Below are 25,268 nucleotides of genomic sequence, written 5' to 3'. Positions count from 1 at the left end.
CACGGAGGCTCATGCACAATGGCGACTCGCGCACTGCCGCCTCCATTACTCAGCATTCAGTACACCTCAGGAAACCGCATGGAAGACATCCGCCAACTCATCGAAGCCTCCAACGACCTCAGCGCCGCCGCCATGGCGATGCGGGCGCTGATCGTGTTCTGTTTCACGCTGATATTTCTACGCATTGCCGGGCGCCGCTCGTTCGGCCAGCGCAGCGCCTTCGACCTGTGCATCACGGTCTTGCTGGGCGCGATCCTGAGCCGCGCCATCGTCGGCGCCTCGCCGCTGCCGCCCACGCTCGCCGCCGGCGCCGTGCTGGTGCTGCTGCATCGCCTGATCGGCGTGCTGGTCACGCGCTGGGCCTGGCTCGACGACCTCATCAGCGGCACCGAACGCCTGCTCGTCAAGGACGGCCGCAAAGACCCGCACCAGATGCGCGCCGGCCTGATCAGCGATCGCGACATCGACGTCGCACTGCGCAAGAAGGAAGACGGCGCCACGCTGGACCACGTGGCGCGCGCGGTGCTGGAGCGCAATGGCGAGATCACCATCACGCTGCGTGACGTGAATGCGCCGGCGGAGCGGCTGCACTGATCCGGCCGGCGCAGGTGATTTACAATCGCCTCTCGCGTCGGCAAGCAGCAGTCCGCATGACGACACCAGCAATCCACCGCAGCCACAGAACCCACCGAACCCGATGACCAGCCCGACCATCCTGCACGCCACCGACCTGAGCTTCAGCTACCCCGACCATGAAGTGTTCAAGAACATCTCGCTGGCCCTGCTCGCCGGCGTCACCGTCATCCGCGGCGGCGACGGTCGCGGCAAGACCAGCCTGATCCGCGTGCTGGCCGGCGAGCTCAAGGCAAGCAGCGGCCAACTGGCCATCAACGGCGTCCGCCTGGATGAACAAGCCGCGCAATACAAGCAACAGGTTTACTACGTCGACCCGCGCACGGAAGCCTTCGATCAACTGAGCGTGCCGGAATACTTTGCGTCGGTGAAGGCGCGGTTCCCCGACTTCGACGACACCGCGCTGCCGGAATTACTGGAAGGACTGTCGCTGACGCCGCATGCGGAGAAGAAGCTGTTCATGCTGTCGACCGGCAGCAAGCGCAAGGTGTATCTGGCGGGGGCGTTCGCTGCGGGTGCGGCGGTGAATTTGCTGGACGATCCGTTTGCCAGCCTGGACAAGAGTTCGATCAATTTTGTGAGCGAGGTGCTGGCGGGTTTTGCGGAGCAGGGCGATCAGAGTCCGCAGGTTTGGGTGGCAAGTTTTTATGAGACGCCGGCGGAGATCGCGGCGCGCGAAATCATCGACGTGGGCGACTGAGACAAATCAGAGTCAGCGGCGCCGATAACTCTTGTTCCCGCTGTCCGTATAGCAGAACTGTCCGCCGCGCGGTCCGGTGCAGTAGCGATGGCTGCGGCAACTGCAGCCACCGTCATCATCGTCCTTCGCAAGCGGCAACAACTGCTGCCGGTTGGACATGGAACAGACCTTCTTCGACGCGCTGACGGAACCGTCATTGCAGATGAATTCCGCACCGGCGCAATGAGAGACGCCGCCCTTCTTCCCCGAGCAAGGCGTGTTGGCCGCGACACCGGACTGGTGCGCAGCAACCAGCATCAGAGCAAGCAAAAATCCAGCGGCCTTCATCCCCGTCAGCCTTTCTTTTTTATTGTGATCGGGACTTGCGAAAGAGCGTCTGGCGCTAGCCTGGAATATTCGGCTCGACAAGATTGGCCAGCTGCAGCAGCGACTCCTGCCAGCCGAGATAACACATCTCCACCGGAATGATTTCCGGAATCCCCGCCTGCGTAATGCGCACTTCCGTGCCGGTCAGCACCGGCTTCAACTTCACCGTCACCTGCATTTCGCCAGGCAGATTCGGATCGTCAAACTTGTCGGTGTAGCGAACCAGTTCGCCCGGCACCAGCTCCTTGTATTCGCCACCGAAAGAGTGGCCGTTGCCGATGGTGAAATTCGAAAACGACATGCGGAAGGTACCGCCGACTTTGGCTTCCAGATGCTCCACGGTGCAGGTGAAGCCGTAGGGTGGGAGCCACTTGGCGAGGGCGGCTGCGTCAGTAAAGGCGCGGTAGATTTTGTCGGGGGTGGTGCGGAGGATGCGGTGGAGTTCTACGGTTCCGGTGGGCATGGTGCTGTCTCCTGTAGTGACGGTCTTTTCACTTAAAGATTTAATTAGGGAAATGAGCTGGCAATGCAAATCGGATCATAACGGTTCTGTACCTTCTGTACCGCCAAAGAATGCAATAATTGGTCTAATAAAATCTCAAAAATTTATTAGAACAAGGTGAGTATTTTGGTCAACTCTATGAAACAAATTTGTGATGCCTTCGACGAAGGTGCTATGTCGCACGACAGCCGGGAAGATACTTTTCGTCAGTTGTCAGTTGAAGGATCCAAACGAATGGATGCATTTGTATTTGAACAATTATTCCGCGAGCATCTGCAGAAAATTGCTAGTTTATCCGCTGGTCTTTGCTTTTCATTCGGTTGGCATATTGGATATAACAGATTTGGCAATTCAGCATTTTGGTTTCGGCTTGAAGATGAAACTAATCCATGGAATAGTTGTGATGAGAAAATTCTAAGTAAGTTGGAAGTTTTTTTTTGCGACCCAAAGAGAAAAGTAAAAACTCGCTGCTTCAAGGTACTACGTGACCGATCATCGTTGATAGCCTACGAATGGACAGATTCAAAGTGGGTCGGGCCTAAATTTCTCTCGAAAGTACTTTCTGATCTACCAGATATTGTCGAGAGCACCGTGAGAGACATGGACAATATTGATGGCGATGCCTCTGCATTGGCAATTCAAAGGCTGCGAGAACGACGAATTGCCAGTACGCTCCCTGCTCTTTCTGTTCAACGTCGTTTCATGAACTGTATGCTTCGACGATATCTAGGACGTGAAGGGACTGACCTAGACGCTGTGGTTCTCGCGCCAGACGGTGAACTCCGATATATCGAGTTCAAAAGAAAATTTCCAGCGCCACGAGCAAAGATTTTTGGACTCGATGAGTATCCTCACGTGAAAACGATGCGGACCTTGGCATCATTGGGGATTGGTATGCTTCATCTTATTCTGGTCAATCCAATCTGGGATAAAAGCAAACCTCCCCTAGGTATGATTGTTCCGGAACTTGAAGATAAGTGGGCATGGTTGATAGCAAATCTTAATGGCGATGCGTTTACTGGAGAGAGTCTTCAAACCGTTGGCAAAGATTCTGGACAACGCAATGGCAACAGGACGCAAATGCAGATTCGGTGGGACTGCATGCACCTGCTTCATTCGGGGCTAGCACTTGGTAACGCTGGCCGGGAAAAATTGGCCGATGCTATTTCAACAGGGTCTCTCCTTAAACTACCAAGGATCAATTACGCCGGATTATGTAATGTCACAATAGAGCGCTAGTCTACTTTGCTCACCTGATTAAAGATCAACCTCTGTGAATTTCAAATATAAGCGACTCAAATCTCTGACATGCATGCGGAACTGACTACGGGCTTTAGTTTTTGAATTCGTATTGCTCGCATTCATTAATTTTGGCGCAGGGTCATAGATCACATGCCCAGAATTCATCGCGCTGAGGAAAAGAGAAAACTCTGTTCCTTGTCCCATCAACACCGGGCTATTAAATTGGTATCTAGGAGGTGTTGAATCGGATTTTGTGTAGGGAATATAAACAGCTGCGGCGTGTTTTCTCCCCCAATGCTCGATGAGACCTGCGAATGACCACTCAGCACTTAGTTCACCGTCAGCCGCGAACAGTTGGACCCCGCCGTTTACATCCGTGACCTTTCTATTTTTTTCATCAAATCCAGATATTTGTAAGGTCTGCCCAGATGTTTTTGAAGGAACTCCGACTTTATGAGTTCCTGTAAAGTAGATCACATCGCCCTCGAGCTGCCGACCGTACTTTCTTAAGAATGCCTCGACACCGTGCTCTCCATAAAAACCAGAGTCAGGCTCAGGTGTCATCAAAGTAATTCTGTCAGAGCTATACGCTTTAAGCTCCCAGCCGAGGAAATCTGGCGCGGATCGTCCGTTTGGAATTATTCCAAACAGTGCTTCGAGGGTATAGCCACCGCCATTGCTAGCTACATATGGCTGTGTTACACCGAACTTATTGAGCCGAATTGATGTATGCCAGCCGGCAGCGCACACCTCACGCAGTTTAGATAACAGGGTCTCAAGAGGATTCTCTGCCTTAGAGCGAATAATTTCCTGGAGCATCCCAAATTGCGGCTGAATCGGCGGCAATTCTATGGAGTGAATTTCGTTGGCAATTGGTGTGCCGGCTGCGGCGAGATAGGTATAGACATCATTTTCCGCCACTGCGAAGAACATAACCCGACCATCGCGCCCATTGTTAAATCGCCGGGATTCTTTCGGAACCGGCTGCATTAAGTCATTAGGTGAAATCGGACATCCACGCAGAAATCCGGATAGTCGGACTTCCGGATAGTCTGGATAGAGAATTAACTGGGCTCCTGGCGCTGGAGCTGGATTCCCGTCCCGGTCAATCCAAGATAACGGAACGCTAGCTTTAAAGTTAGGGCGTTTTCCCTTTGCTTCTGTTCTGAGGTGCCCAAACCTTAGTAATTTCAAAACATCGAAGTTCTTGCCCAGATAGATCTGCTGTTTTGTATTGTCGTTTTCAGCTAGCAGCTTGCAATAAATATGCTGGGCGCCTAGGTGTTCAAAGCAATCTAGTAAGGCATCAAGTGTGTGAAACTCCTTCAATCGCCATCCCCAAGAATTCAATCGTTTGAATTTGGGGACTGGTGACCCAGCCACTTAATTGGTCAATTAACGTGTCTGCGGGCAGTCGACTCGAACCTTTTAATGCGCATTCCCACACGACGGCAATTCGCCAACCTTCTGCTATCAGATTCCCCTGGGAAATTATATCTCTTTTGAAATTATTCTCGATTTTATTCTGCCAAAACATCGTATTTGTTTTTGGGAGCTTGAATAAATTACAGCGATGACCATGCCAAAAGCAACCGTGTATAAAAATCACCGCACGGTATTTCGGTAAAACCATGTCTGGAGTTCCCGGTAGTGTCTTTACATTGACACGGTAGCGAAATCCTCTCGCATGCAGAGCCTTGCGAATAAGTAGCTCCGGCTTCGTATCTCGATGCCGGATTGCCCGCATATTCTTTGACCGGACAGACGACGAGTGTACGTCCGTCACAGTTTAAGCAGCCTTTGCCAATTTCTGCGTATCACGCTTTTTTGCCGCGGTGATATACGGTTTCATGAGCTTGGCCACTGCTGCAAAGACGGGGACCACCACAGAATTACCAAATTGCCTATACGCTTGGGTATCTGACACGGGAATTCGAAAATCTGCTGTTTCGGGACTGTCATAACCCATCAATCGAGCGCATTCCCGCGGAGTGAGTCTGCGAGGTCGGTTCTTCTGATTCTTTTTGTCCGATAGAGGCTTCTCCGGATTAAAGCCTCGGTCAATTAGAATTTCCGAGCCATCTTTATGGTAACGAGCAGAGAGCGTCCTAGTCGTATCTGTCCCTTTTACTAAACCGTAGCCAAAACCGTTACCTTTTTCTTTGTGCTTGATTGAGTAATTGAACAAATATTCCCAGAGCTTAGGGGTCAGTATGTATTTGTCGTCAACTACGTCTTCTAATATGTCACTTAAGATCGGCTTTTGCTTTGGAAACTGCTTGGATAGTTCTTTTAAGCTAAACCCGCTATGTACTTCAAGGTCTTTACGGAAGCCCACTAATACGATGCGTTCACGATGCTGCGGAACAAAATGTATACCGTCTACGATCTTCGGATCACTGGTCCCTTCGTACTGCATATCTGATATCCAGTAACCCAGTTCTTCGAGGGTCTCTGTGATTACTTTAAATGTGCGCCCTTTGTCATGACTTTTCAGATTTTTGACATTTTCGAGGACAAAAGCAGCCGGTCGCTTAACTGCAATAATTCGTGCAACGTCAAAAAACAATGTCCCTTGAGTTTTGCACTCAAATCCATGTTTCAGGCCTAAGGAATTCTTCTTTGATACGCCTGCTATAGAGAATGGCTGGCAGGGAAATCCTGCCAGCAACACATCATGTTTCGGGACTGAAGCGTCAATGTGTTTATATGCGTCGTCTTCCGAAACATCTTCTTTGTCGCTTAAGGTAATCTGCCTGATGTCTTCGTTGAATATGTGTGCTTGCGGGTCACTGTAATAATTGGCTTTATACGTCTGGACAGAGAATTTATTCCATTCGCTAGTTAGTACGCACCGACCGCCAATATCTTCAAAGCCACGACGAATACCACCGATCCCCGCAAATAAATCGATGAAATCGAATTCATGTTTCGTCTGAGGGCGTGGGGGCAGCAGGCGCTGCAGTGCTTCGTATTCGTTGTGACTTAAGCGCGGAGATGCTTTTCCGTTAAGCCAACGATTAATTGTTTCCCGGCACCAGTCGTCCGGAGATATCGCGTTGAGATATTCAGCGACGTATTTTTGATCGTAAATTTCAAGAACCTGTTTCAACAGGGTTAACTCTTCTTGTCGTGGCTCCACGGTCTACCTTAGCTCTGGGTCAAATGAGTGATATTTTATCACTCATTTGACCCAGAATTTTGCACATGCCATGTCTTACTTTCTTCGTCAAACGCAATCAGTGCTATAAACGCGAGACGGTGAATAGTAGTTTTCACCAAGTACCGAAGCTCTTCCCATTTATGACAAGAAAAAGGAGAACGTTTTGGAACATTACAAGAACTTGGGTGGAAATTCTAACGTAGTCGGTTATGAAATCAGTGGTGACTCGATCCTCATAGAATTCAGAAGTGGTAGAAATCGTTTTTATACTTATAACGCGACCAAACCAGGCAGTGGTCATGTTGACCAATTGAAACGGCTGGCTATTGCTGGACAAGGACTCAATAGTTACGTTGGAACTCATCTCAGAGGCCCCGATGACTATTTTAGTAAAAGGTAAAATAAAAAGCCCCCGGTTAATATCCGGGGGCTTTTTCCAAAATCGCAACTTACCCTAATCGGTAACGCCGCCGATCAAACATCAATATTCCCAGCCTGCAGCGCATTCAACTCAATAAACGCCCTGCGCGGTTCCACGTCATCCCCCATCAGCGTCATGAAAATCTGATCCGCGGCGATCGCGTCTTCGATTTGCACTTTCAGCAAACGGCGGACGGTTGGGTCCATGGTGGTTTCCCACAGCTGGCCTGGATTCATTTCACCCAGACCTTTATAGCGCTGCTTGCTGACGCCGCGTTCGGCTTCTTCGCGTAGCCATGCCACGGCCTGGTGGAAGTCGTTGATGGCGCTTTCCTTGATCTTTTCACCGCTGCCGCGACGGATCAGTGCGCCGCGTCCGATCAGGCCGCGGAAGGTTGCTGCGGCGTTCTCCAGCACCTGGTAATCAGGGCCGTTGACGAAGTCGGCATCGATGGCGGTGGCCTTGATGTTGCCGTGGTACAGGCGGTTGATGCGCAGGATGTGCTTGTCGGTGAGTTCGTCCGAACGCACGACGACGTCAACGCCGGGTTCGTTGATCGCGGCCTTGAGGGCTGCGGCCGATTGCTCGGCTTCTGCTGCGGTGTTCAGTTGCAGCGTGACGCCGGTCATGATGGCGGACAGGGCGCCGGCGTCGATCATGCGCGTCAACCGCATGATGATGGCGTTGGCGGTGTTGTATTGACGGACCAGTTCGGTCAGCGGTGCGCCGCTGATCGGTGCTGCGCCTTCGCTAGGGACGAGCTCTGCGTCGTTCAGGGCGATCTGCATCATGTACTGCGCTTCTTCGACGTCGTCCTTGAGGTAGCGCTCGTCCTTGCCGGCCTTGACCTTGTAGAGCGGCGGCTGGGCGATGTAGATGTGGCCGCGTTCGACCAGTTGCGGCATCTGGCGATAGAACAGCGTGAGCAGCAGCGTGCGGATGTGGGCGCCGTCGACGTCGGCATCGGTCATGATGATGATGCGGTGGTAGCGCAGCTTGTCGGCGTTGAATTCGTCCGGGCCGATGCTGGTGCCGAGGGTGGCGATCAGCGTCGTGATCTGCTCGGAGGAGAGCATCTTTTCGAAGCGGGCTTTTTCGACGTTGAGGACCTTGCCGCGCAGCGGCAGGATGGCCTGGAATTTACGGTCGCGGCCTTGCTTGGCCGAGCCGCCCGCGGAGTCACCTTCGACGATGTAGAGTTCGCACAGCGCCGGATCCTTTTCCTGGCAGTCGGCCAGTTTGGCGGAGAGGCCGAGGCCGTCCATGACGCCTTTGCGGCGCGTCAGTTCGCGCGCCTTGCGGGCGGCTTCGCGCGCACGGGCGGCTTCGACGATCTTGCCGCAGATGATCTTGGCGTCGTTCGGACGTTCTTGCAGGAAGTCGGTGAGGGTCTTGGCGACGATTTCTTCGACCGGGCCGCGCACTTCGGAGGAGACCAGCTTGTCCTTGGTTTGCGAGCTGAATTTCGGCTCGGGGACTTTGACGGAGAGGACGCAGGTGAGGCCTTCGCGCATGTCGTCGCCGGAGACTTCGACCTTGGCCTTCTTGGCGAACTCGTGCTCTTCAATGTATTTGTTGATGACGCGGGTCATCGCGGCGCGCAGGCCGGTCAGGTGAGTGCCGCCGTCGCGTTGCGGGATGTTGTTGGTGAAGCAGAGCACCTGCTCGTTGTAGGCGTCGTTCCATTGCATGGAGACGTCGACGCTGATGTTGGTGTTCTGGTCCGACATGCGTTCGCCGGTGGCCTGGAAGATGGTCGGGTTGAGGATGCTCTTGTTCTTGTTGATGTATTCGACGAAGCCGCGGGTGCCGCCTTCGAAGGCGAAGTTTTCTTCCTTGCCGGTGCGCTGGTCGGTCAGCTTGATGTGCACGCCGTTGTTGAGGAAGGACAGTTCGCGGATGCGCTTGGCCAGGATTTCGTAGTGGAATTCGACGTGGGTGAAGATTTCTTCGTCGGCCCAGAAGTGGACTTCGGTGCCGCGCTTGTCGGTGTCGCCGGTGACGCGGATCGGCGAGACTTGCACGCCGTCGATGACTTCGATCAGGCGGTCTTGCGGGATGCCGCGCACGAATTCCATGGCGTAGGCCTTGCCGTCGCGGCGGATGGTCAGGCGCAGCAGTTTGGACAGGCCGTTGACGCAGGAGACGCCGACGCCGTGCAGGCCGCCGGAGACCTTGTAGGAGTTCTGGTCGAACTTGCCGCCGGCGTGGAGCTCGGTCATGACGATTTCGGCGGCGGAGCGCTTCGGCTCGTGCTTGTCGTCCATCTTGAGTCCGGTCGGGATGCCGCGACCGTTGTCGATGACGGAGATCGAGTTGTCGGAGTGGATGGTGACGTGGATTTCGGTGCAGTGGCCGGCGAGCGATTCGTCGATGGAGTTATCCAGGACTTCGAACACGAGGTGGTGCAGGCCGGTGCCGTCAGAGGTGTCGCCGATGTACATGCCGGGGCGCTTGCGGACGGCTTCCAAACCTTCCAGAATCTGGATGGAGGATGCTCCATATTGATTTTGTTGCGGTTGAACGGTGTTGTCTGCTGGCGCTTGGGACGATTGGGACATGGCTACCTTCTGAAAAAACTAACGGAACTGCCTGACTGACTGCTAAGGAAATACGCTGGTGTTGCGGTGAAAATCGCGGTGAAACTGGCGGAATCCGATGCTGAATCGATGCAAAGCCGAGGCGATATCGATGTGAAACCGAATTCCTGAAAGTGGCGAAGGGCCGTGTATGCACGGCCCCTCGTCTGCTTCCGGCTAACTGAAATCAAATGCGCATCGGCATGACGACGTATTTGAAATCGGCATTGTCGGGAATGGTGATCAATGCGGAGGAGTTGGCGTCGCCCAGGGCGATGTTGACGAAGTCGCCCTTCAGGTTGTTCAACACGTCGAGCAGGTAGGTGACGTTGAAACCGATGTCGACGCTGTCGCCGCCGTAGTCGATCTCGAGTTCTTCAACCGCTTCTTCCTGGTCGGCGTTGGTGGAGCTGATCTTCAGGCTGCCGGGAGCGATCACCCAGCGCACACCCTTGAACTTGTCGCTGGTCATGATCGCGGCGCGTTGCAGCGAGCGCAGCAGCTGTTCGCGGCCGATGGTGAAGTTGTTCTTGTAACCCTTCGGCACCACGCGGGTGTAGTCGGGGAACTTGCCTTCGACCAGCTTGGAAATCAGCTCGATGTCGGCGAACGTCAGCTTGACCTGGTTGTTGGCGATCTCGAGCTGGACCGGGTCGTCGTTTTCTTCCAGCAGGCGCTGCAGTTCGATGATGGTCTTGCGCGGGATGATGACTTCCTGGCGCGGGAACTCTTGCTCGGTGGCGACCTGGCAGAACGCCAGACGGTGACCGTCGGTGGCGACCGCGATCACGTTCTTGCCTTCGACGACCAGCAGCAGGCCGTTGAGGTAGTAACGGATGTCTTGCTGCGCCATCGAGAAGTGGACCATGTTGAACAGGTGCTTCAGGGTTTTTTGCGGCAGCGTGACTTGCGCGTTGTAGTGCTCGGCCTGGGCGACGGTCGGGAATTCTTCCGCGGCCAGCGTCTGCAGCGCGAAGCGCGACTTGCCGGACTGCACCGTGAGGCGCTTGTTGGACAGGGTGACCGTCACTTCGCCCGAGTCGGGCAGCGCGCGCAGGATGTCGAGCAGTTTGCGCGCGGCGACGGTGGTGGCGGTGACTTCGCTGCCGGAGCCGACTTCGGCGTGCGTGGTGATCTGCACTTCAATGTCGGTGGACAGGAAAGACACCTTTTCGCCGTCCTTGCGAATGAGGATATTGGCCAGAATCGGCAATGTGTGCCGACGCTCGACAATACCGCTCACTATTTGCAGTGGCCGGAGAAGCGTATCTCGTTGGGTTTTGACCAATTGCATAGTCTTTTTATCCTTGTTGATAATGGTTTAAAGGATGCTGAAAGCCGCTTTCAAATTCTGTCTGCAATCCGGCATGGTCAACCGTTTGCGCCCAGTTTTGCCGGAGTTTCTGCAAATGCGCTGCAATTTGAAAAGGGCTTCGTTGCGTTTGCGCCGACGTAACCACTGACCGGTGCCTTCACTGCAGCGCGACGATGCCATCCTCGCTTACGGTTTGCCCCAACTCCGGCAGTGTCGAATTGACAACAAAAACACTGCCCGGGCAAACCGGACCAACTCCTCCATTGTATCAAATCAACCCCTCTTCAAGCAGCAAATTGGGTCTTTCGGATCAACCTTTCAGGGTCTGCTCGAGCACGTGCAGTTCGTGGTTGCATTCCGGGTTTTTGGTGCGGTCGGCGGAGATCTTGCGGACTGCGTGCAGCACCGTGGTGTGGTCGCGGCCGCCGAACAGGTCGCCGATTTCCGGCAGGCTCTTTTGCGTCAGTTCCTTGGCCAGGTACATGGCGATCTGGCGCGGCCGGGCGATATTGGCCGGGCGCTTCTTGGAATACATGTCGGCGACTTTGATGTTGAAGAAGTCGGCGACGGTCTTTTGGATGTTTTCGACGGAGATCTGCCGGTTTTGGACGGATAAGAGGTCTTTTAACGCATCTTTGACGACATCGATGGTGATGTCCTTGCCGTGGAAGCGCGAGTAGGCCAGGATCTTGCGCAGCGCGCCTTCGAGCTCGCGCACGTTGGAGCGCAGGTGCTTGGCGACGAAGAAGGCGACGTCGTCGGACAGCACCACGCCTTCGAGGGTGGCCTTTTTCATCAGGATGGCGACGCGCATCTCGAGCTCGGGCGGCTCGATGGCGACCGTCAGGCCGGAATCGAAGCGCGAGATCAGGCGGTCGTCCATGCCGCTGATTTCCTTGGGATAGGTGTCGCTGGTGATGATGATCTGCTTTTTGGCGGCGATCAGGGCTTCAAAGGCGTAGAAGAACTCTTCCTGGGTGCGGCTCTTGCCGCCGAAGAATTGAATATCGTCGATCAGCAGCAGGTCGAGCGAGTGGTAATAGCGCTTGAAGTCGTCGAAACCCTTGCGCTGATAGGCCGTGACCACGTCGCGCACGTATTGCTCGGCGTGGATGTAGCGGATCTTGGCATTGGGATTGTCGGCCAGCACCTGGTTGCCGATGGCGTGGATCACGTGGGTCTTGCCGAGGCCGACGCCGCCGTACAGGAACAGCGGGTTGTAGGACACGCCGGGATTGTTGGCGACCTGGGTGGCGGCGGCGCGCGCGAGCTGGTTGGCTTTGCCGGTGACGAGGTTGTCGAAGGTCAGCACCGAGTTGATGCGCGACAATTCCTGCCGCGGCGCCACGTGCGGCGGCGGCGCCGGTTGCACCAGGGATTCCTGGATGCCGGTCGGGTAGCCGTCGAGCATGCTGCCGACGCGGTTAAGCTGACCCGGGCCGGCGCCCTGGCCCGAGCCCTGCGGCGCTGCGGCTGCGGCAGCACGGCGTGCTTCGCCGACGCGCGGGTCAAGCACGAACTGGACTTCGATCTGGGTTTCCCAATATTCCGAGGCAATCGTGGTGATGCGGCCGGCAAACTGGGTCTTGACCCAGTCGAGCTTGAAACGGTTGGGCGCGGCGATGCGCAGGCGGCCGTCTTCGTAATCAAGCGGGGCGAGGGGCTTGATCCATGCGCTGTATTGCTGCGGCGTCAACTCTTGCTCCAGCTTTGCGGAGCAAGCTTGCCAAAAATTTTCCATGAATCTTCTTATAAAAACAGGTGGGATGCGTGTTGATCAGCTTGGGCTGAAGGAATCTGGAGCGCCCGATATCAACACCGTAAGGGCGCCATTCTACTCTGACCGGGAAAAGTTATCCACAGGCTGGGCGGTTTTTGACAGAGTAAAAATGTATATGGATAGCCAGCAAAAGCTTTGCCGGATATATCGAGGGTGTGCAACATAAAGAGGCAGGCCGGCAATCGAGACGAAACTTGCCGCCCGGATAACTTATTCGACCACGGCGCCGTCGACGAAGACTTTCAACTCGCCTTGGGCGAACTGGGTCCAGGTCTCGTTGGTGGTGAGCGGCTGGGTGACGATGACCGCGACGCGGTCGTTGGCAGTGGTGAGTTCGGAGAAGTCTACCGAGACGTCTTGATCCGACAAGTGCGCCGACGCGAAGGGGTGCTGGCGAATGATGTAGTACAGATTGGTGGAGCAATGCGAAAACAGTGCCGAGCCGTCCGACAACAGCATGTTGAATGGACCATGTCCGGCGATATGGGTGGTAAGTTCGCGCAACACCGGCGTTAAGTCGGCCAACGACGGCAAGGTGTCGCCAAAGCGCTTGCGCAGCTCCTGCAGCAGGTAGCAGAACGCCATTTCGCTGTCGGTGGTGCCGACCGGGCGATAGGGGCCGTCGAGGGTGGGGGTGAAATTCTTCAGGTCGCCGTTGTGGGCGAATACCCAGTAACGCCCCCACAGTTCGCGCACGAAGGGATGGCAGTTGGCCAGCGAAACGCGGCCTTGGGTGGCTTTGCGGATGTGGGCGATGACGTGCTGCGACTTGATCGGGCAACTTTTGATCAGCTCGGCCACGGGCGAACTGACCGCCGACTGGTAGTCGACGAAGTGACGCACGCCGGAGCCTTCAAAAAACGCGATGCCCCAGCCGTCGCTGTGGTGATCCGTCAAACCGCCGCGGGTTGCAAAACCGGTGAAGCTGAAAACGATGTCGGTGGGCGTGTTGCAATTCATCCCGAGTAACTGGCACATGATGTCGGCGAAGCGGTGAGGCTGGAGTAATGAATAGGAGGGGGAAACCAGACCCCTACGTTATCACGCGGACATGGTGCGAGAAAGCCGTTGTCGGGTGAAATCGCGCAAAACCCGGTGGATTTCCGTAAATGATAGGCAAATAAGCGAACGCACATAAAAAAAGCCCCACGAATTGGGGCTCGTGGGGCTAATCCTTCCTGAAGAGGGAGGAGGAGACGCGGTACGTACTACGTGTTCGTTACTTGTTGCCAATAAGCTTTGCTGCTGGCGGCGATCAGTTGTCGCGCGCGGCCAGGTTGCGCAGCTCGGCTGCAAAATTCGGTTGGCTGCCGCTGTAGTCGTTGGCCATGCGGTTGAGCATGCGCACGCCGCTGAAACGATGGGCGGCGACACGTTGCTCGAACGACTTGCGCGGCACGAAGAAGGCGACGACGGCGCGCATGATGCCGGCCAGCAGCGGCTTGAATACCATGAGCAGGGTCACCAGCGCGCCCAGGCCCAGCAACGGACGCGTCAGCGCGAGGCTGGCTCCGATCAGCGATTGCGCGACCGGTACGGCGGCTTCAACTGGAAAGGCGATGGCGAGGATGGACATGATATTGATTTCCCTGATATGAAACTGCTTTTGAGCGCGATTGCTCTGTTATTGCAATGCAGTATAGGTTTTTCAGCACGGGAGTGCCAATTTAGACTGGGGATATCAGATATAGATATTGTGAATAAAGCGCGAGATGCAGTATGCTCAAGGCTTGTGGAGGGGATCCTCGAAGAATCACCGGACTTCGCAGACAAAAAAATCCCCGCAAAGCCGAAGCTTGCGGGGAAATCCTTCCTAAAGAGGGAGGAGGAGACGCCGGACAGATTCCCTTGTCGCGCGATCGCTGCGGGCTGGTTGGCCTGCATACGCGCCAGGACGCGGGCCTGAGAAACTCAGGACTGAAACGGTTGTTGCCCTACAGAAGCGCTGAAATGCGTCGTTACCGGGTGGTTCCGCGCACTACATCGCCGTACTGTAGTGTTGCTGCAAATGCTTGATGCGGGTTGTGGCTGCTTGTTGTTGCTGTGGCTGCCCGATGTTGCCGGGCCGCTGAAGCTGATTAGCCGCGCGATGCGATGAAGCGCAGTTCAGCTGCCAGGTTAGGCTGGCTGGATTCGAACTTGTTGGCCAGGCGATTCAGTTGCGAAGCGCCTTCGACCTTGCTGTTGTAGTCAGCGGTCATCAGGGCGGCTTGCGATTCATGAGCCTGGACAAAGCGAACGAAGATGTTGCGCAGTGCGGCGCCGAGCTTGCTGGAACCGGTGGCAGTGGTCTTCGACGAGTAATTTGCGGTCAATGTGGTCATGATGGACTCCTTGCGAAATGTGTTATGTTGCATTGCAGTGTAATGACGCCGAAGCACCTTTACCAATTTCGTTTTCAGATATCAGTTATACCGTTTGTGAATACTAATTTTTTGACCTTGGCGAATTTCTTTTCCTCCTCTCTGCCTTATGGGGCGCGGCTGACATGAGCTTCCTTACTCTCGACCTGAACCTGTTGCGCGTCTTTGACGCGGTGATGACGGAGCAAAACCTGACGCGCGCGGCCAATCTGCTGGCGATGACCCAGCCGGCCGTGTCCAACGCGCTGCGCCGGCTGCGCGACACCCTCAACGATGAACTGGTGATCCGCACCGCCCACGGCGTCAAGCCGACGCCGCGCGCCGAAGAACTGTGGCCGACCGTGCGTCGCGCGCTGTCGGAACTGGAAGCGGTGATCACGCCCGAAACCTTCGACGTCACGCGCGCGCAGAACACCTTCCGCATGGCGATGGTCGATGCGACTGCGGCGCTGTGGCTGCCGTCGCTGGTGCGCACCATCATGCGCGACGCACCGCGCCTGAAAATCCGCATGATGCCGCTGACCACACGCGACCCGCGCGCCATGCTGCTGCGCGGCGACGTCGATCTGGCGGTGGGATTTTTCCCGGGCGTGACGGCGCAGCTGGCCGATGGCCAGGGCATGGTCAAAACCCAGATCAGTCACGAACGTCTGTACACCGGCCAATACGTGTGCGTGATGCACAAGAACCATCCGCTGGCCGACAAGGAATTGACGCTCGACGCATATTGCTCCGCCGATCACTTGCTGGTCAGCCTGTCAGGCAAACCCCATGCGGTGATCGACGATGTGCTCTCGGGCATGGGACGCGAACGCAAGATTTTGCTGACGGTGAACCAATTCTTCACGGCCGGTCGCATCGTCGCCAGTTCGGAGTTGATCACGGTCTTGCCGCGCCATCTGATCGCCGCCACCGGCATGACCGAAGTCCTTGTGGTGAAAGAGCTTCCGTTCAAAACGCCGGAAGAGCATGTGGACATGTTGTGGCATGAACGAGACGCGCGCAATCCGGCCCATAAGTGGCTGCGCGCACATTTAGTTGCAACAACTCATGATGAATTCGGTCGTATCAACATGAAGCGCTGACGATGCCCGGAATATTCTTGATGCCGTTGGCGTAGATCACTCACTTTAGGATGATTTATGTCACGAACATCAAAAATAATCGGGTTCAGCCTGGCCGGCGTGCTCGCGCTAATCGTGTTGCTGGTCATTCTGATCATCACCTTCGACTGGAACCGCGCGCGGCCCTGGATCAACCAGCGCGTCAGCGACGCCACCGGGCGCCACTTCGCGATCCAGGGCGACCTCATCGTCAAATGGCGCAAGCCCGATGCTCCGCAGACCAGTTGGGCCCGATGGATACCGTGGCCGCACGTGAGCGCCAGCGACATCGTGCTTGGCAATCCGGAGTGGGCGCCCGCCGACTCGAACATGGCGACTGTCAAGCAGCTCAACGTCACGCTCAATCCCTGGCCGCTGCTGCAGCACAAGATCGTGCTGCCCGATCTGGAAGCCCAGGATCCCTACCTGCAGTTGCTGCGCAAGAAGGACGCCGTCAACAACTGGACCTTCAAGTCCGACGACGGTCCGTCGACCTGGCAATTCCGTCCTGAAAAAATCGTGATCCGCAAAGGCGTGGTCGAGCTCGACGACGCCATCCAGAAAACCAAGGCCCGCGCTGAAATCGACACGCTGGATCCCGACAAGGAAAAAATCTACGGCATCGGCTGGAACGTGAAGGGCTCGTTCAACAAGGCCGACATCAACGGCGAAGGCAAGGCCGGCGGCGTGCTGTCGCTGCAGGATGAGAGCAAGCCGTATCCGCTTGAAGCCGACGTGCGCGTCGGCAAGACCCGCATCGCCGTCAAGGGCACGCTGACCAAACCGCAGGAACTGGCCGCGCTCGATCTGCAACTGAACCTGTCCGGCGACAGCATGGCGCATCTGTTTCCATTGACCGGCGTGCTGTTGCCGGAAACCCCGCCGTTCTCCACCTCGGGTCATTTGATCGGCAAACTCAATCCGGTGGGCAAGAAGAACGGCAGTACCTGGACCTATGAAAAATTCAAGGGCCAGGTCGGTTCCAGCGACATCGGCGGCACGCTCGAATATCAGTCGAAGGAACCGCGTCCGCTGCTCAGGGGCGAAGTGGTGTCGAACCTGTTGCGCTTTGAAGACCTGGGCCCGCTGATCGGCGCCGACTCCAACGCCAGCAAGGAAAAACGCAGTGCGGAAGAGCGCCAGCCGTCCGACAAGGTGTTGCCGGTCAAGGAGTTCCAGACCGAGGCATGGGACGCGATCGATGCCGACGTCAAGCTGACCGCACACCGCGTGGTCAAGGAAAAGGATCTGCCGGTCAACAACATCCAGGCCGACCTGCACCTGAAGGACAAGGTCTTGTCGCTGACGCCGCTGAACTTCGGCATCGCCGGCGGCAACCTGGCTTCCACCATGCACCTGGACGGCCGCAATCCGAAGATGAAGTCGGACGTCAAGCTGTCGGCGCGCCGCATCAAGATCCAGCAATTGTTCCCGAATCTCGATGCAGCCCAGACCAGCTTCGGTGAAATCAACGGCGACGCGGCATTGACGGCCACCGGCAATTCGGTGGCGGCGATGCTGGGTTCCTCCAACGGCGAACTGAAGATGCTGATCAACCACGGCGCCATCAGCAAGCTATTGCTGGAAGAGATGGGCCTGAACATCGGCAACGTGGTGGTCTCCAAGCTGTTCGGCGACAAGCAGGTCAAGCTCAATTGCATGGCCGGTGATTTCACCGTCAGCAACGGCCTGGCACAGGCGCGCACTTTCACGCTGGATACCGAAGACGCCATCATCAACATCAGCGGCAACCTCAATCTTGCGCAAGAACAACTGGACCTGGTCATCAATCCGCGAAGCAAAGGCTTGCGCATCATTTCGCTGCGCTCGCCGCTGTATGTGACCGGCCCGTTCAAGGATCCGAAGGTCGGCGTCGACAAGGGCGTACTGGCGCTCAAGGCCGGCGGCGCGGTGGTATTGGGTGTGTTGGCGCCGGTGGCGGCGATCCTGCCTTTGATCAATATCAGCGGTGAACAACAAACCGATTGCGCCAATCTCTTGCAGGAAGTGCAAAAGCAACCGGTCGCGCCTCCCCCCGGCAAAACCAGGCCACAGGCGGCCAGGCGCTAGCTTGCTTTTCGTAATGCCGGTTCTTGTCAGAACGGCATCCTGTGGATAACTTTGTGAATAAGCTTTGCGCGGATTGGGGATAGATGGAGAGTTTTGCACAGGCCCGATTTCTATCCCCGAACTGTTCTTTTGCCATACAAGACTTGCCAAGCGTTTATGAATTTCGCAAGTGGATGATTTGATGCGGGTTTACCGGGTTATCCACAGAAAAGGACCTGTGTTAACTATTACTACTATTTATATATATAAACTTTTATATAAAACCTAAAACCCCGAAAACCTGAAAACCCGGTTTCTCTCCAAGCGGCTTCAAAAACGGAAAAACGCCTTGGAAACCGGATGCGTCAATTTCATTTCAGGGAAAGTGCATCCGGTACTTCAATAACCAGGTCCGATTCGGCAACCGCAACACAAGGCAATAGGTAACCTTCGGCTTTTTCTTCCCGGGTCAAACCGGGCCAATCGATCTGGTAACTGATTTCTCCACTTTTCAACATGCACAGACAAGTGCGGCATGTTCCATTCCTGCAAGAACTGGGCAACCGGATGTGCGCTCGCAAGGCTGCGTTCAGCAACGAACTTCCCGCGCCGGCTTCAAATTCCAGTCCTGAAGGCAACAAAGAGACCTTGTAGGCTTGTTTGGGTATCGTTACGTCCATGGGCATGGGAAAAATTTGTATCGTGCGGGGTTGATTGAAGACCATCTGTGGATAAGTCTCTGGATATCTCTTGGGCGAATTGGGGATAGTCCCAGAGTTTTGCACAGCGCCGATTTCTATCCACCATCTGTTCTTTCACCATACAAGACTTGCCAAGCGTTTATGAATTTCGCAAGTGGATGATTCGATGCAGGTTTACCGGGTTATCCACAGAAAAGCACCTGCGTTAACTACTACTACTATTTATATATATAAACTATTAATTTAAAAACCTACTTCACGTCATTTTCGAAAACTCAAAAAAATTCCTTTCAGGAAATGACAAAAAAACTCAACTCCATACGTTTTGCAACAAGGCAAACACGGCGCTGATGGCTGGTTCATTCTTGCGTTTCTCCAACGCAATGAAAGACAGCTCGGTAGAAAGATCGACTGCATCGGCGATCACCAACCCGTGCGCATGCGCCTGGTTCAGCGCAATCGACTCCCGCGCCAGCGACAGGCCGACGCCGGATTTCACCAGGTCCAGCATGGAGGATTCCTGATCGACCAGCGCGACGGTATTGGGCGTCAGCTTGTATTGCATGAAAACCCTGTTCAGCAGACGGTGATGTGCGGACTCCGGCGGCGTCCAGATCCAGGGAAGCTGCGCCAGCTCCTTCCAGCCCTTGCCGGCGACGCGGTTCTTCCAGCCGGCGGGGGCGATGACGTTATAGGTGAACGGCGTCAGGGTGAGGCTGTGGAAGCCCTTGCCGGGCGTTCCCAGGAAGAACCCGACGTCGAGCTCGCCGGTTTTCAGCAATTGCAGCACCGAACCGGACATATGGTGTTGAAGACGTGTGGACAATTGGGGATAACGCTCGACCAGCAGCTTGAGGAAGGCGCCCAGGCGGATGAACTCGGGATCGAGGATGGTTCCCAGCGACAAAGTGCCGCTCAGGGTGCCGGCGCTGGTGTGCAGCGCGTCGGCGTGCTGGTGGAATTCCTGCAAGGTGTTGAGCACCCGTTCGGCCACCGGCAGCAGCTTGGTGCCGTCGTTGGTCAGTCGCATGCCGGCACTGGTGCGCACGAACAATTGCAGCTTGAGCCGTTCTTGCAAGAGTTTGATCTGCAGGCTCACGGCCGGCTGGGTGACATGGAGCCGGTCGGCGGCACGCGTCAGGTTGCCTTCCTCGGCGACGGCGATAAAAGCGCGTAATTGCGTGAAATCCATGGCTAAATGCTGAAAAAATAAAAATGGACAGGTGAGGAGGAAAGCCTGTTGCGGCACTTTTATCAGTTATTTTTATATTGCTGTTGATAATAACTGATTGGATTCATCCGAATCTACGCGATATTCTCTCAAAACAGGATAAATCCGCCATTTTTTCCGATTCGATATCAATTCATACCAAAGGGACACTTATGACCGCTGCACCATCCACGATCCAGCATTACATCAACGGCCGCATTGCGCCGTCCGAAAGCGGACGCCAGCAGGACGTCTTCAATCCGGCCACCGGTGAAGTGTCGGGCCAGGTCGTATTGGCCTCGACGGCGGAAGTCAATGCCGCGGTCGCTTCCGCCAGCGCCGCTGCGCCGGGCTGGGCCGAGACCGCGCCGTTGAAGCGCGCCCGCGTACTGTTCAAGTTCAAGGAGTTGATCGAGCAGCATCATGACGACCTGGCTGCGGCGATCACGCGCGAACACGGCAAGGTGTTTTCCGATGCCAAGGGCGAAGTCACGCGCGGTCTGGAAATCGTCGAGTTCGCCTGTGGCGTGCCGCAATTGCTGAAAACCCAGTTCACCGACAACATCGGCGGCGGCATCGACAACTGGAATCTGCGTCAGCCGCTGGGCGTTACCGCCGGCATCACGCCGTTCAATTTCCCGGTGATGGTGCCGCTGTGGATGGCGCCGATGGCGATCGCTACCGGCAACAGCTTCATCCTGAAGCCGTCCGAGCGCGATCCGACGCCGTCGCTGATGCTGGCCGACCTGTTCAAGCGCGCCGGTCTGCCGGACGGCGTGTTCAACGTGGTGCAGGGCGACAAGGTCGCGGTCGATGCGTTGCTGCAGCATCCGGACGTGCAGGCGATCTCTTTCGTCGGTTCGACGCCGATCGCGGAATACATTTACAGCGAAGCGACCAAGCGCGCCGGTACCTTCCCGTTACGTGCGCAAGCGCTGGGCGGCGCCAAGAATCACCTGGTGGTGATGCCGGACGCCAATCTGGAGCAGGCGGTCGATGCGCTGATCGGTGCAGCCTACGGTTCGGCCGGCGAACGCTGCATGGCGATTTCGGTGGCGGTGGCGGTCGGCAGCGTGGCCGACAAGCTGGTGGAGGCGCTGATCCCGCGCGTGAAGGCCTTGAAAATCAGGAACGGCATGGAAGCCGACGCCGAAATGGGCCCGCTGGTCACGGCGGCGCACAAGGCCAAGGTGGAAGGCTACATCGACGATGGCGTCAAGGCAGGCGCCAAGCTGCTGGTGGATGGTCGCGGCATCACCGTGCCGGGTCATGAAAACGGCTTCTTCGTTGGCGGCACCTTGTTCGATAACGTCACGCCGGACATGAAGATCTACAAGGAAGAAATTTTCGGACCGGTATTGTGCGTGGTGCGCGTGCCTGATTTTGCCGAAGCAGTGCGCCTGATCAATGCGCATGAATACGGCAACGGCGTTTCGCTGTTCACCGCCGACGGCAATACGGCGCACGAATTCTCGCGTCGCATCCAGGTCGGCATGGTCGGCATCAACGTGCCGATTCCGGTGCCGATGGCCTGGCATTCCTTCGGCGGCTGGAAGCGTTCGCTGTTCGGCGATACGCATGCCTACGGCGAAGAGGGCATCAAGTTCTATACGCGATATAAGTCCATCATGCAGCGCTGGTCGGCTACTATCGGCAAGGGTGCGGAATTCACGATGCCGGTGGCGAAGTAATCGCGCAATAAGTTTGTAGCAAGTTCGCAGCAACACAATCGATAAAAATAACGGAGACAGGAATATGGAGTCAGCAGGTAAATACGATTACATCATCGTCGGCGGCGGCACGGCTGGTTGCGTGCTGGCCAATCGCCTGAGCAGGGATGCCGGCGTCAAGGTGCTCCTGATCGAGGCGGGCGCCAAGGATGATTACCTGTGGATCCATATTCCTGTCGGTTACCTGTATTGCATCAACAATCCGCGCACCGACTGGCTGTACCGCACCGAAGCCGACGTCGGCCTCAATGGGCGCAGCCTGATCTATCCGCGCGGCAAAGTGCTGGGCGGTTGTTCGTCGATCAACGGCATGATCTACATGCGCGGCCAGGAACGCGATTACAACGAGTGGGCGCAATTGAGCGGCGACGACAGCTGGCGCTGGGACCAGGTGCTGCCGCTGTTCAGGAAGAGCGAAGACCATTACAAGGGCAGCGATGAGTTCCACGGCGCCGGCGGCGAATGGCGCGTCGAGAAGCAACGGCTGTCGTGGGAAATCCTCGACGCCTTCCGCGATGCGGCGGCGGAAACCGGCATTCCCAAGATCGACGATTTCAACCGTGGCGACAACGAAGGCAGTTCCTATTTCGACGTCAATCAAAAACGCGGCATTCGCTGGAACGCCTCGAAAGCATTTTTGAAACCGGCCATGAAAAACGGCAACCTCGACGTGATGACCGGTTCGCACGTCAAACGGCTGCGCATCGAACAACGAGACACTGGGCCGGTCTGCGTCGGTGTCGAATTCACCGGTGGCGGCAGCGAGTGGTACGCCGAATCGACCAGCGAAACCATCCTGGCCGCTGGCGCGGTAGGGTCGCCGCATATCCTGCAATTGTCGGGCATCGGTCCGGCGGCCTTGTTGCAGCAGCATCAGATTCCGGTGGTGAAGGATCTCGCCGGCGTCGGCGAAAATCTGCAGGACCATTTGCAGATCCGCATGGCGTTCAAGGTGAAGGGCGTGAAGACGCTCAACATGATGGCCGGCAACTGGTACGGCAAGATGATGATCGGCGTGCAGTACGCCATGTTCCAGAGCGGTCCGATGTCGATGGCGCCGTCGCAGCTCGGCGTGTTCGCCAAGTCCGATGCATCGCAGAGCAGCGCCAATCTCGAGTACCACGTGCAGCCTTTGTCGCTGGAAAAATTCGGCGATCCGCTGCATCCGTTCCCGGCGTTCACCGCCAGCGTATGCAACCTGCGTCCGACTTCGCGCGGTCATATTCGCCTGGGTAGCAACGACGGTGCTTTAGCGCCAAAAATCACGCTCAATTATCTGAGCACGGAAGCCGATCGCAAGGTCGCCGCCGACTCGCTCAAGCTGACGCGAAAAATTGTCTCGGCGCCGGCGTTGCGAAAGTACCAACCCGACGAATGCAAGCCCGGTGTGGAATACCAGTCTGAGGAAGAGTTATACAAAGCCGCCGGCGAAATCGGCACGACGATTTTCCATCCGGTCGGCACCTGCAAGATGGGCCGCGCCGATGACGCGCAGGCCGTGGTGGACAGCCAGTTGCGCGTGCGCGGCGTAGGCGGGCTGCGGGTTGTGGATGCATCCGTGATGCCGACCATCACATCCGGTAATACCAACTCTCCGACCCTGATGATTGCCGAAAAGGCAGCAGAATTGATCCGCGCAGCACGTCGCGGAACGCCTTGAAAGTTGCGCCGAAAATAAAAAATTCGACCTTTCTCCAATACGGTACTTATACGTATTGTAGTAATGGTACGACTCGGCTACTATGCGCCAGATATTAAAAAAATAAGACTCTCGCACGAGAGCCTCACAGGCTCAGATTGCGGCGCCAGAAGCGTAGCGATTTACACAAGGCGGCCCTGCGGACACACGCGGGGTATTCATGGGAAGAATGAGAAGAGACACTATGACAGATGTCATTCTGGAGACAAAAAACCTGACGAAGGAATTCAAGGGTTTTACAGCGGTAAGCAAAGTCAACCTGCAAGTCGAGCGCGGCCACATCCATGCGCTGATCGGCCCGAACGGCGCCGGCAAGACGACGTGCTTCAACCTGCTGACCAAATTCCTGGTGCCGACCTCGGGCCAGATCCTGTTCAACGGTCGCGACATCACGATGGAAGCGCCGGCGCAGATTGCGCGCCAGGGCATCATCCGTTCGTTCCAGATTTCGGCGGTGTTTCCACACCTGAGCGTGATGGAGAACGTGCGCATCGGTTTGCAGCGCACGCTCGGCACGTCCTTCCATTTCTGGAAGAGCAGCGACAGCCTCAAGCAACTCAACGACCGCGCCATGGCCTTGCTCGACGAAGTCGACCTGACCAGTTTCGCCGATACGCTGACGGTGGATTTGCCGTATGGGCGCAAGCGCGCGCTGGAAATCGCCACGACGCTGGCGATGGAACCCGAACTGATGCTGCTCGATGAACCGACCCAGGGCATGGGCCACGAAGACGTCGATCGCGTGACCGCGCTGATCAAGAAGGTCTCGGTCGGCCGCACCATCCTGATGGTGGAACACAACATGAACGTCATCGCCGGCATCTGCGACCGCATCAGCGTGCTGCAGCGCGGCGCCGTGCTGGCCGAAGGCACGTATGACCAGGTATCGAAGAATCCGCAGGTGATGGAAGCCTACATGGGCACCACTGCCGGCGCGCTGGAAGGAGCACACTGATGACGATCGTGACAAGTGCGGCGACATTGCAACAAGGCGGTATTGCATCCGCAACCGGCGGCACGCCGGCGCTGGAGATTTCCGACCTGCAATCCTGGTACGGCGAATCCCACATCCTGCATAACGTCAACCTGTCGGTGAACAAGGGCGAAGTGGTCACGCTGCTGGGCCGCAACGGCGCCGGTCGCACCACCACCTTGCGTTCCATCATGGGGCTGGTCGGTGCACGCAAGGGCTCGATCAGGATCAACGGCAATGAAACCGTCGCCATGCCGACCTACAAGATCGCGCATCAGGGCGTCGGTTATTGCCCGGAAGAGCGCGGCATTTTCTCGTCGCTGTCGGCGGAAGAAAACCTGATGCTGCCGCCGTTCGTGTCCAAGACTGACAAGGGCATGTCGATCGACGAGATCTACGACATGTTCCCGAATCTGAAGGAACGCCGCAACAGCCAGGGCACGCGCTTGTCCGGCGGTGAACAGCAGATGCTGGCGGTGGCGCGCATCCTGCGCACGGGCGCACGCCTGTTGCTGCTCGACGAGATTTCCGAAGGCCTGGCGCCGGTGATCGTGCAGGCGCTCGCGCGCATGATCCTGATGCTCAAGGCCAAGGGTTACACGATTGTGATGGTGGAACAGAACTTCCGCTTTGCTGCACCGCTGGCCGATCGTTTCTATGTGATGGAACACGGCCAGATCGTCGAGTCGTTCGCTTCGTCGGAACTCGAATCGAAGACGCAGAAGCTCAATGAGCTGCT

At 56.3% G+C, this 25,268-nt stretch carries 23 protein-coding genes; 10 read left to right on the top strand and 13 right to left on the bottom strand.

What is annotated here, in order from left to right:
• Window positions 1-78 precede the first annotated feature (78 nt).
• Window positions 79-594 (top strand): DUF421 domain-containing protein, encoded by a 516-nt coding sequence (locus DXT88_RS00115; RefSeq protein ID WP_265210842.1) that lies wholly within the window; start codon window positions 79-81, stop codon window positions 592-594.
• Window positions 595-697: 103 nt separating this feature from the next.
• Complete coding sequence (locus tag DXT88_RS00110) at window positions 698-1,333, top strand: ABC transporter ATP-binding protein (RefSeq protein WP_265210841.1); 636 nt, start codon at window positions 698-700, stop codon at window positions 1,331-1,333.
• Window positions 1,334-1,345: 12 nt separating this feature from the next.
• On the opposite strand, the gene DXT88_RS00105 is transcribed toward DXT88_RS00110, so the two are convergent.
• The gene (locus DXT88_RS00105; protein WP_265210840.1) at window positions 1,346-1,660 is read right to left on the bottom strand and encodes a YdcA family protein; all 315 of its coding nucleotides are present in this window, start codon (window positions 1,658-1,660) and stop codon (window positions 1,346-1,348) included.
• Window positions 1,661-1,715: 55 nt separating this feature from the next.
• Window positions 1,716-2,162 carry an SRPBCC family protein gene (locus DXT88_RS00100; protein ID WP_265210839.1) on the bottom strand — a complete coding sequence of 149 codons (447 nt, stop codon included), beginning with the start codon at window positions 2,160-2,162 and terminating at the stop codon, window positions 1,716-1,718.
• Window positions 2,163-2,318: 156 nt separating this feature from the next.
• Between DXT88_RS00100 and DXT88_RS00095 the strand changes: the two genes are divergently transcribed.
• Complete coding sequence (locus DXT88_RS00095) at window positions 2,319-3,440, top strand: hypothetical protein (RefSeq protein WP_265210837.1); 1,122 nt, start codon at window positions 2,319-2,321, stop codon at window positions 3,438-3,440.
• An 18-nt stretch (window positions 3,441-3,458) separates the two neighbouring features.
• On the opposite strand, the gene DXT88_RS00090 is transcribed toward DXT88_RS00095, so the two are convergent.
• The 5 genes from DXT88_RS00090 to dnaN form a co-directional block, all read right to left on the bottom strand.
• Complete coding sequence (locus DXT88_RS00090) at window positions 3,459-4,772, bottom strand: MvaI/BcnI restriction endonuclease family protein (RefSeq protein WP_265210836.1); 1,314 nt, start codon at window positions 4,770-4,772, stop codon at window positions 3,459-3,461.
• Window positions 4,750-5,229 carry a very short patch repair endonuclease gene (locus DXT88_RS00085; protein ID WP_265210835.1) on the bottom strand — a complete coding sequence of 160 codons (480 nt, stop codon included), beginning with the start codon at window positions 5,227-5,229 and terminating at the stop codon, window positions 4,750-4,752. The genes DXT88_RS00090 and DXT88_RS00085 overlap by 23 nt, the downstream gene beginning before the upstream one ends.
• A gap of 3 nt (window positions 5,230-5,232) precedes the next feature.
• A complete protein-coding gene (dcm, locus tag DXT88_RS00080; protein WP_265210834.1) occupies window positions 5,233-6,585 on the bottom strand; it encodes a DNA (cytosine-5-)-methyltransferase in 1,353 nt (450 codons plus the stop codon).
• Window positions 6,586-7,080: 495 nt separating this feature from the next.
• Window positions 7,081-9,588 carry a DNA topoisomerase (ATP-hydrolyzing) subunit B gene (gene gyrB, locus DXT88_RS00075; RefSeq protein WP_029363923.1) on the bottom strand — a complete coding sequence of 836 codons (2,508 nt, stop codon included), beginning with the start codon at window positions 9,586-9,588 and terminating at the stop codon, window positions 7,081-7,083.
• 205 nt (window positions 9,589-9,793) lie between these two features.
• Window positions 9,794-10,900, bottom strand: coding sequence for a DNA polymerase III subunit beta (dnaN, locus tag DXT88_RS00070; protein ID WP_029363922.1), 1,107 nt, complete (start codon window positions 10,898-10,900; stop codon window positions 9,794-9,796).
• Here dnaN and DXT88_RS00065 point away from each other — a divergent pair.
• Entirely contained in the window at window positions 10,823-11,062 is a 240-nt protein-coding gene (locus tag DXT88_RS00065) for a hypothetical protein (protein WP_162098092.1), read from the top strand. The genes dnaN and DXT88_RS00065 overlap by 78 nt on opposite strands.
• A gap of 169 nt (window positions 11,063-11,231) precedes the next feature.
• Here the strand turns inward: DXT88_RS00065 and dnaA are convergent, their stop codons facing one another.
• The 4 genes from dnaA to DXT88_RS00045 all read right to left on the bottom strand — a co-directional run bounded on the left by dnaA (window position 11,232) and on the right by DXT88_RS00045 (window position 15,025).
• Entirely contained in the window at window positions 11,232-12,662 is a 1,431-nt protein-coding gene (gene dnaA / locus DXT88_RS00060) for a chromosomal replication initiator protein DnaA (protein ID WP_265210833.1), read from the bottom strand.
• 249 nt (window positions 12,663-12,911) lie between these two features.
• Window positions 12,912-13,679 (bottom strand): class II glutamine amidotransferase, encoded by a 768-nt coding sequence (locus tag DXT88_RS00055; RefSeq protein WP_265210832.1) that lies wholly within the window; start codon window positions 13,677-13,679, stop codon window positions 12,912-12,914.
• A 277-nt stretch (window positions 13,680-13,956) separates the two neighbouring features.
• On the bottom strand, window positions 13,957-14,277 hold the full coding sequence (locus tag DXT88_RS00050; protein WP_016836186.1) for a hypothetical protein: 321 nt from the start codon (window positions 14,275-14,277) through the stop codon (window positions 13,957-13,959).
• Window positions 14,278-14,779: 502 nt separating this feature from the next.
• Complete coding sequence (locus tag DXT88_RS00045; protein ID WP_016836184.1) at window positions 14,780-15,025, bottom strand: hypothetical protein; 246 nt, start codon at window positions 15,023-15,025, stop codon at window positions 14,780-14,782.
• 164 nt (window positions 15,026-15,189) lie between these two features.
• Between DXT88_RS00045 and DXT88_RS00040 the strand changes: the two genes are divergently transcribed.
• Together DXT88_RS00040 and DXT88_RS00035 are read left to right on the top strand one after the other, a co-directional pair.
• Complete coding sequence (locus DXT88_RS00040; RefSeq protein ID WP_016836183.1) at window positions 15,190-16,149, top strand: LysR family transcriptional regulator; 960 nt, start codon at window positions 15,190-15,192, stop codon at window positions 16,147-16,149.
• Between the two features lie 57 nt (window positions 16,150-16,206).
• Complete coding sequence (locus tag DXT88_RS00035; protein ID WP_265210831.1) at window positions 16,207-18,237, top strand: AsmA family protein; 2,031 nt, start codon at window positions 16,207-16,209, stop codon at window positions 18,235-18,237.
• A gap of 350 nt (window positions 18,238-18,587) precedes the next feature.
• On the opposite strand, the gene DXT88_RS00030 is transcribed toward DXT88_RS00035, so the two are convergent.
• The gene (locus DXT88_RS00030; RefSeq protein ID WP_265210893.1) at window positions 18,588-18,896 is read right to left on the bottom strand and encodes a 2Fe-2S iron-sulfur cluster-binding protein; all 309 of its coding nucleotides are present in this window, start codon (window positions 18,894-18,896) and stop codon (window positions 18,588-18,590) included.
• Window positions 18,897-19,227: 331 nt separating this feature from the next.
• A complete protein-coding gene (locus tag DXT88_RS00025) occupies window positions 19,228-20,109 on the bottom strand; it encodes a LysR family transcriptional regulator (RefSeq protein WP_265210829.1) in 882 nt (293 codons plus the stop codon).
• Window positions 20,110-20,300: 191 nt separating this feature from the next.
• Between DXT88_RS00025 and DXT88_RS00020 the strand changes: the two genes are divergently transcribed.
• The 4 genes from DXT88_RS00020 to DXT88_RS00005 form a co-directional block, all read left to right on the top strand.
• Window positions 20,301-21,818 carry a CoA-acylating methylmalonate-semialdehyde dehydrogenase gene (locus DXT88_RS00020; RefSeq protein WP_265210828.1) on the top strand — a complete coding sequence of 506 codons (1,518 nt, stop codon included), beginning with the start codon at window positions 20,301-20,303 and terminating at the stop codon, window positions 21,816-21,818.
• 64 nt (window positions 21,819-21,882) lie between these two features.
• Window positions 21,883-23,517: a GMC family oxidoreductase gene (locus DXT88_RS00015; protein WP_265210827.1), complete on the top strand. Its 1,635-nt coding sequence runs from the start codon at window positions 21,883-21,885 to the stop codon at window positions 23,515-23,517.
• A 223-nt stretch (window positions 23,518-23,740) separates the two neighbouring features.
• Window positions 23,741-24,511: an ABC transporter ATP-binding protein gene (locus DXT88_RS00010; RefSeq protein ID WP_116436165.1), complete on the top strand. Its 771-nt coding sequence runs from the start codon at window positions 23,741-23,743 to the stop codon at window positions 24,509-24,511.
• On the top strand, window positions 24,511-25,268 hold a 758-nt coding region (locus DXT88_RS00005; RefSeq protein WP_265210824.1), incomplete at its 3' end, for an ABC transporter ATP-binding protein. The genes DXT88_RS00010 and DXT88_RS00005, both read left to right, overlap by 1 nt.

The sequence above is a fragment of the Herbaspirillum lusitanum genome (assembly GCF_026127345.1).
Lineage (GTDB): Bacteria > Pseudomonadota > Gammaproteobacteria > Burkholderiales > Burkholderiaceae_D > Herbaspirillum > Herbaspirillum lusitanum.
This window is presented reverse-complemented; position numbering and strand designations above follow the sequence as displayed.

What these genes read in the sequence shown, in the direction of transcription:
- DXT88_RS00115 (WP_265210842.1), top strand. Translation starts at nt 79, where the DNA reads ATGGAAGACATCCGCCAACTCATCGAAGCCTCCAACGACCTCAGCGCC.
- DXT88_RS00110 (WP_265210841.1), top strand. Translation starts at nt 698, where the DNA reads ATGACCAGCCCGACCATCCTGCACGCCACCGACCTGAGCTTCAGCTAC.
- DXT88_RS00105 (WP_265210840.1), bottom strand. Translation starts at nt 1,660, where the DNA reads ATGAAGGCCGCTGGATTTTTGCTTGCTCTGATGCTGGTTGCTGCGCAC.
- DXT88_RS00100 (WP_265210839.1), bottom strand. Translation starts at nt 2,162, where the DNA reads ATGCCCACCGGAACCGTAGAACTCCACCGCATCCTCCGCACCACCCCC.
- gyrB (WP_029363923.1), bottom strand. Translation starts at nt 9,588, where the DNA reads ATGTCCCAATCGTCCCAAGCGCCAGCAGACAACACCGTTCAACCGCAA.
- dnaN (WP_029363922.1), bottom strand. Translation starts at nt 10,900, where the DNA reads ATGCAATTGGTCAAAACCCAACGAGATACGCTTCTCCGGCCACTGCAA.
- dnaA (WP_265210833.1), bottom strand. Translation starts at nt 12,662, where the DNA reads ATGGAAAATTTTTGGCAAGCTTGCTCCGCAAAGCTGGAGCAAGAGTTG.
- DXT88_RS00055 (WP_265210832.1), bottom strand. Translation starts at nt 13,679, where the DNA reads ATGTGCCAGTTACTCGGGATGAATTGCAACACGCCCACCGACATCGTT.
- DXT88_RS00050 (WP_016836186.1), bottom strand. Translation starts at nt 14,277, where the DNA reads ATGTCCATCCTCGCCATCGCCTTTCCAGTTGAAGCCGCCGTACCGGTC.
- DXT88_RS00045 (WP_016836184.1), bottom strand. Translation starts at nt 15,025, where the DNA reads ATGACCACATTGACCGCAAATTACTCGTCGAAGACCACTGCCACCGGT.
- DXT88_RS00040 (WP_016836183.1), top strand. Translation starts at nt 15,190, where the DNA reads ATGAGCTTCCTTACTCTCGACCTGAACCTGTTGCGCGTCTTTGACGCG.
- DXT88_RS00035 (WP_265210831.1), top strand. Translation starts at nt 16,207, where the DNA reads ATGTCACGAACATCAAAAATAATCGGGTTCAGCCTGGCCGGCGTGCTC.
- DXT88_RS00030 (WP_265210893.1), bottom strand. Translation starts at nt 18,896, where the DNA reads ATGGACGTAACGATACCCAAACAAGCCTACAAGGTCTCTTTGTTGCCT.
- DXT88_RS00025 (WP_265210829.1), bottom strand. Translation starts at nt 20,109, where the DNA reads ATGGATTTCACGCAATTACGCGCTTTTATCGCCGTCGCCGAGGAAGGC.
- DXT88_RS00020 (WP_265210828.1), top strand. Translation starts at nt 20,301, where the DNA reads ATGACCGCTGCACCATCCACGATCCAGCATTACATCAACGGCCGCATT.
- DXT88_RS00015 (WP_265210827.1), top strand. Translation starts at nt 21,883, where the DNA reads ATGGAGTCAGCAGGTAAATACGATTACATCATCGTCGGCGGCGGCACG.
- DXT88_RS00010 (WP_116436165.1), top strand. Translation starts at nt 23,741, where the DNA reads ATGACAGATGTCATTCTGGAGACAAAAAACCTGACGAAGGAATTCAAG.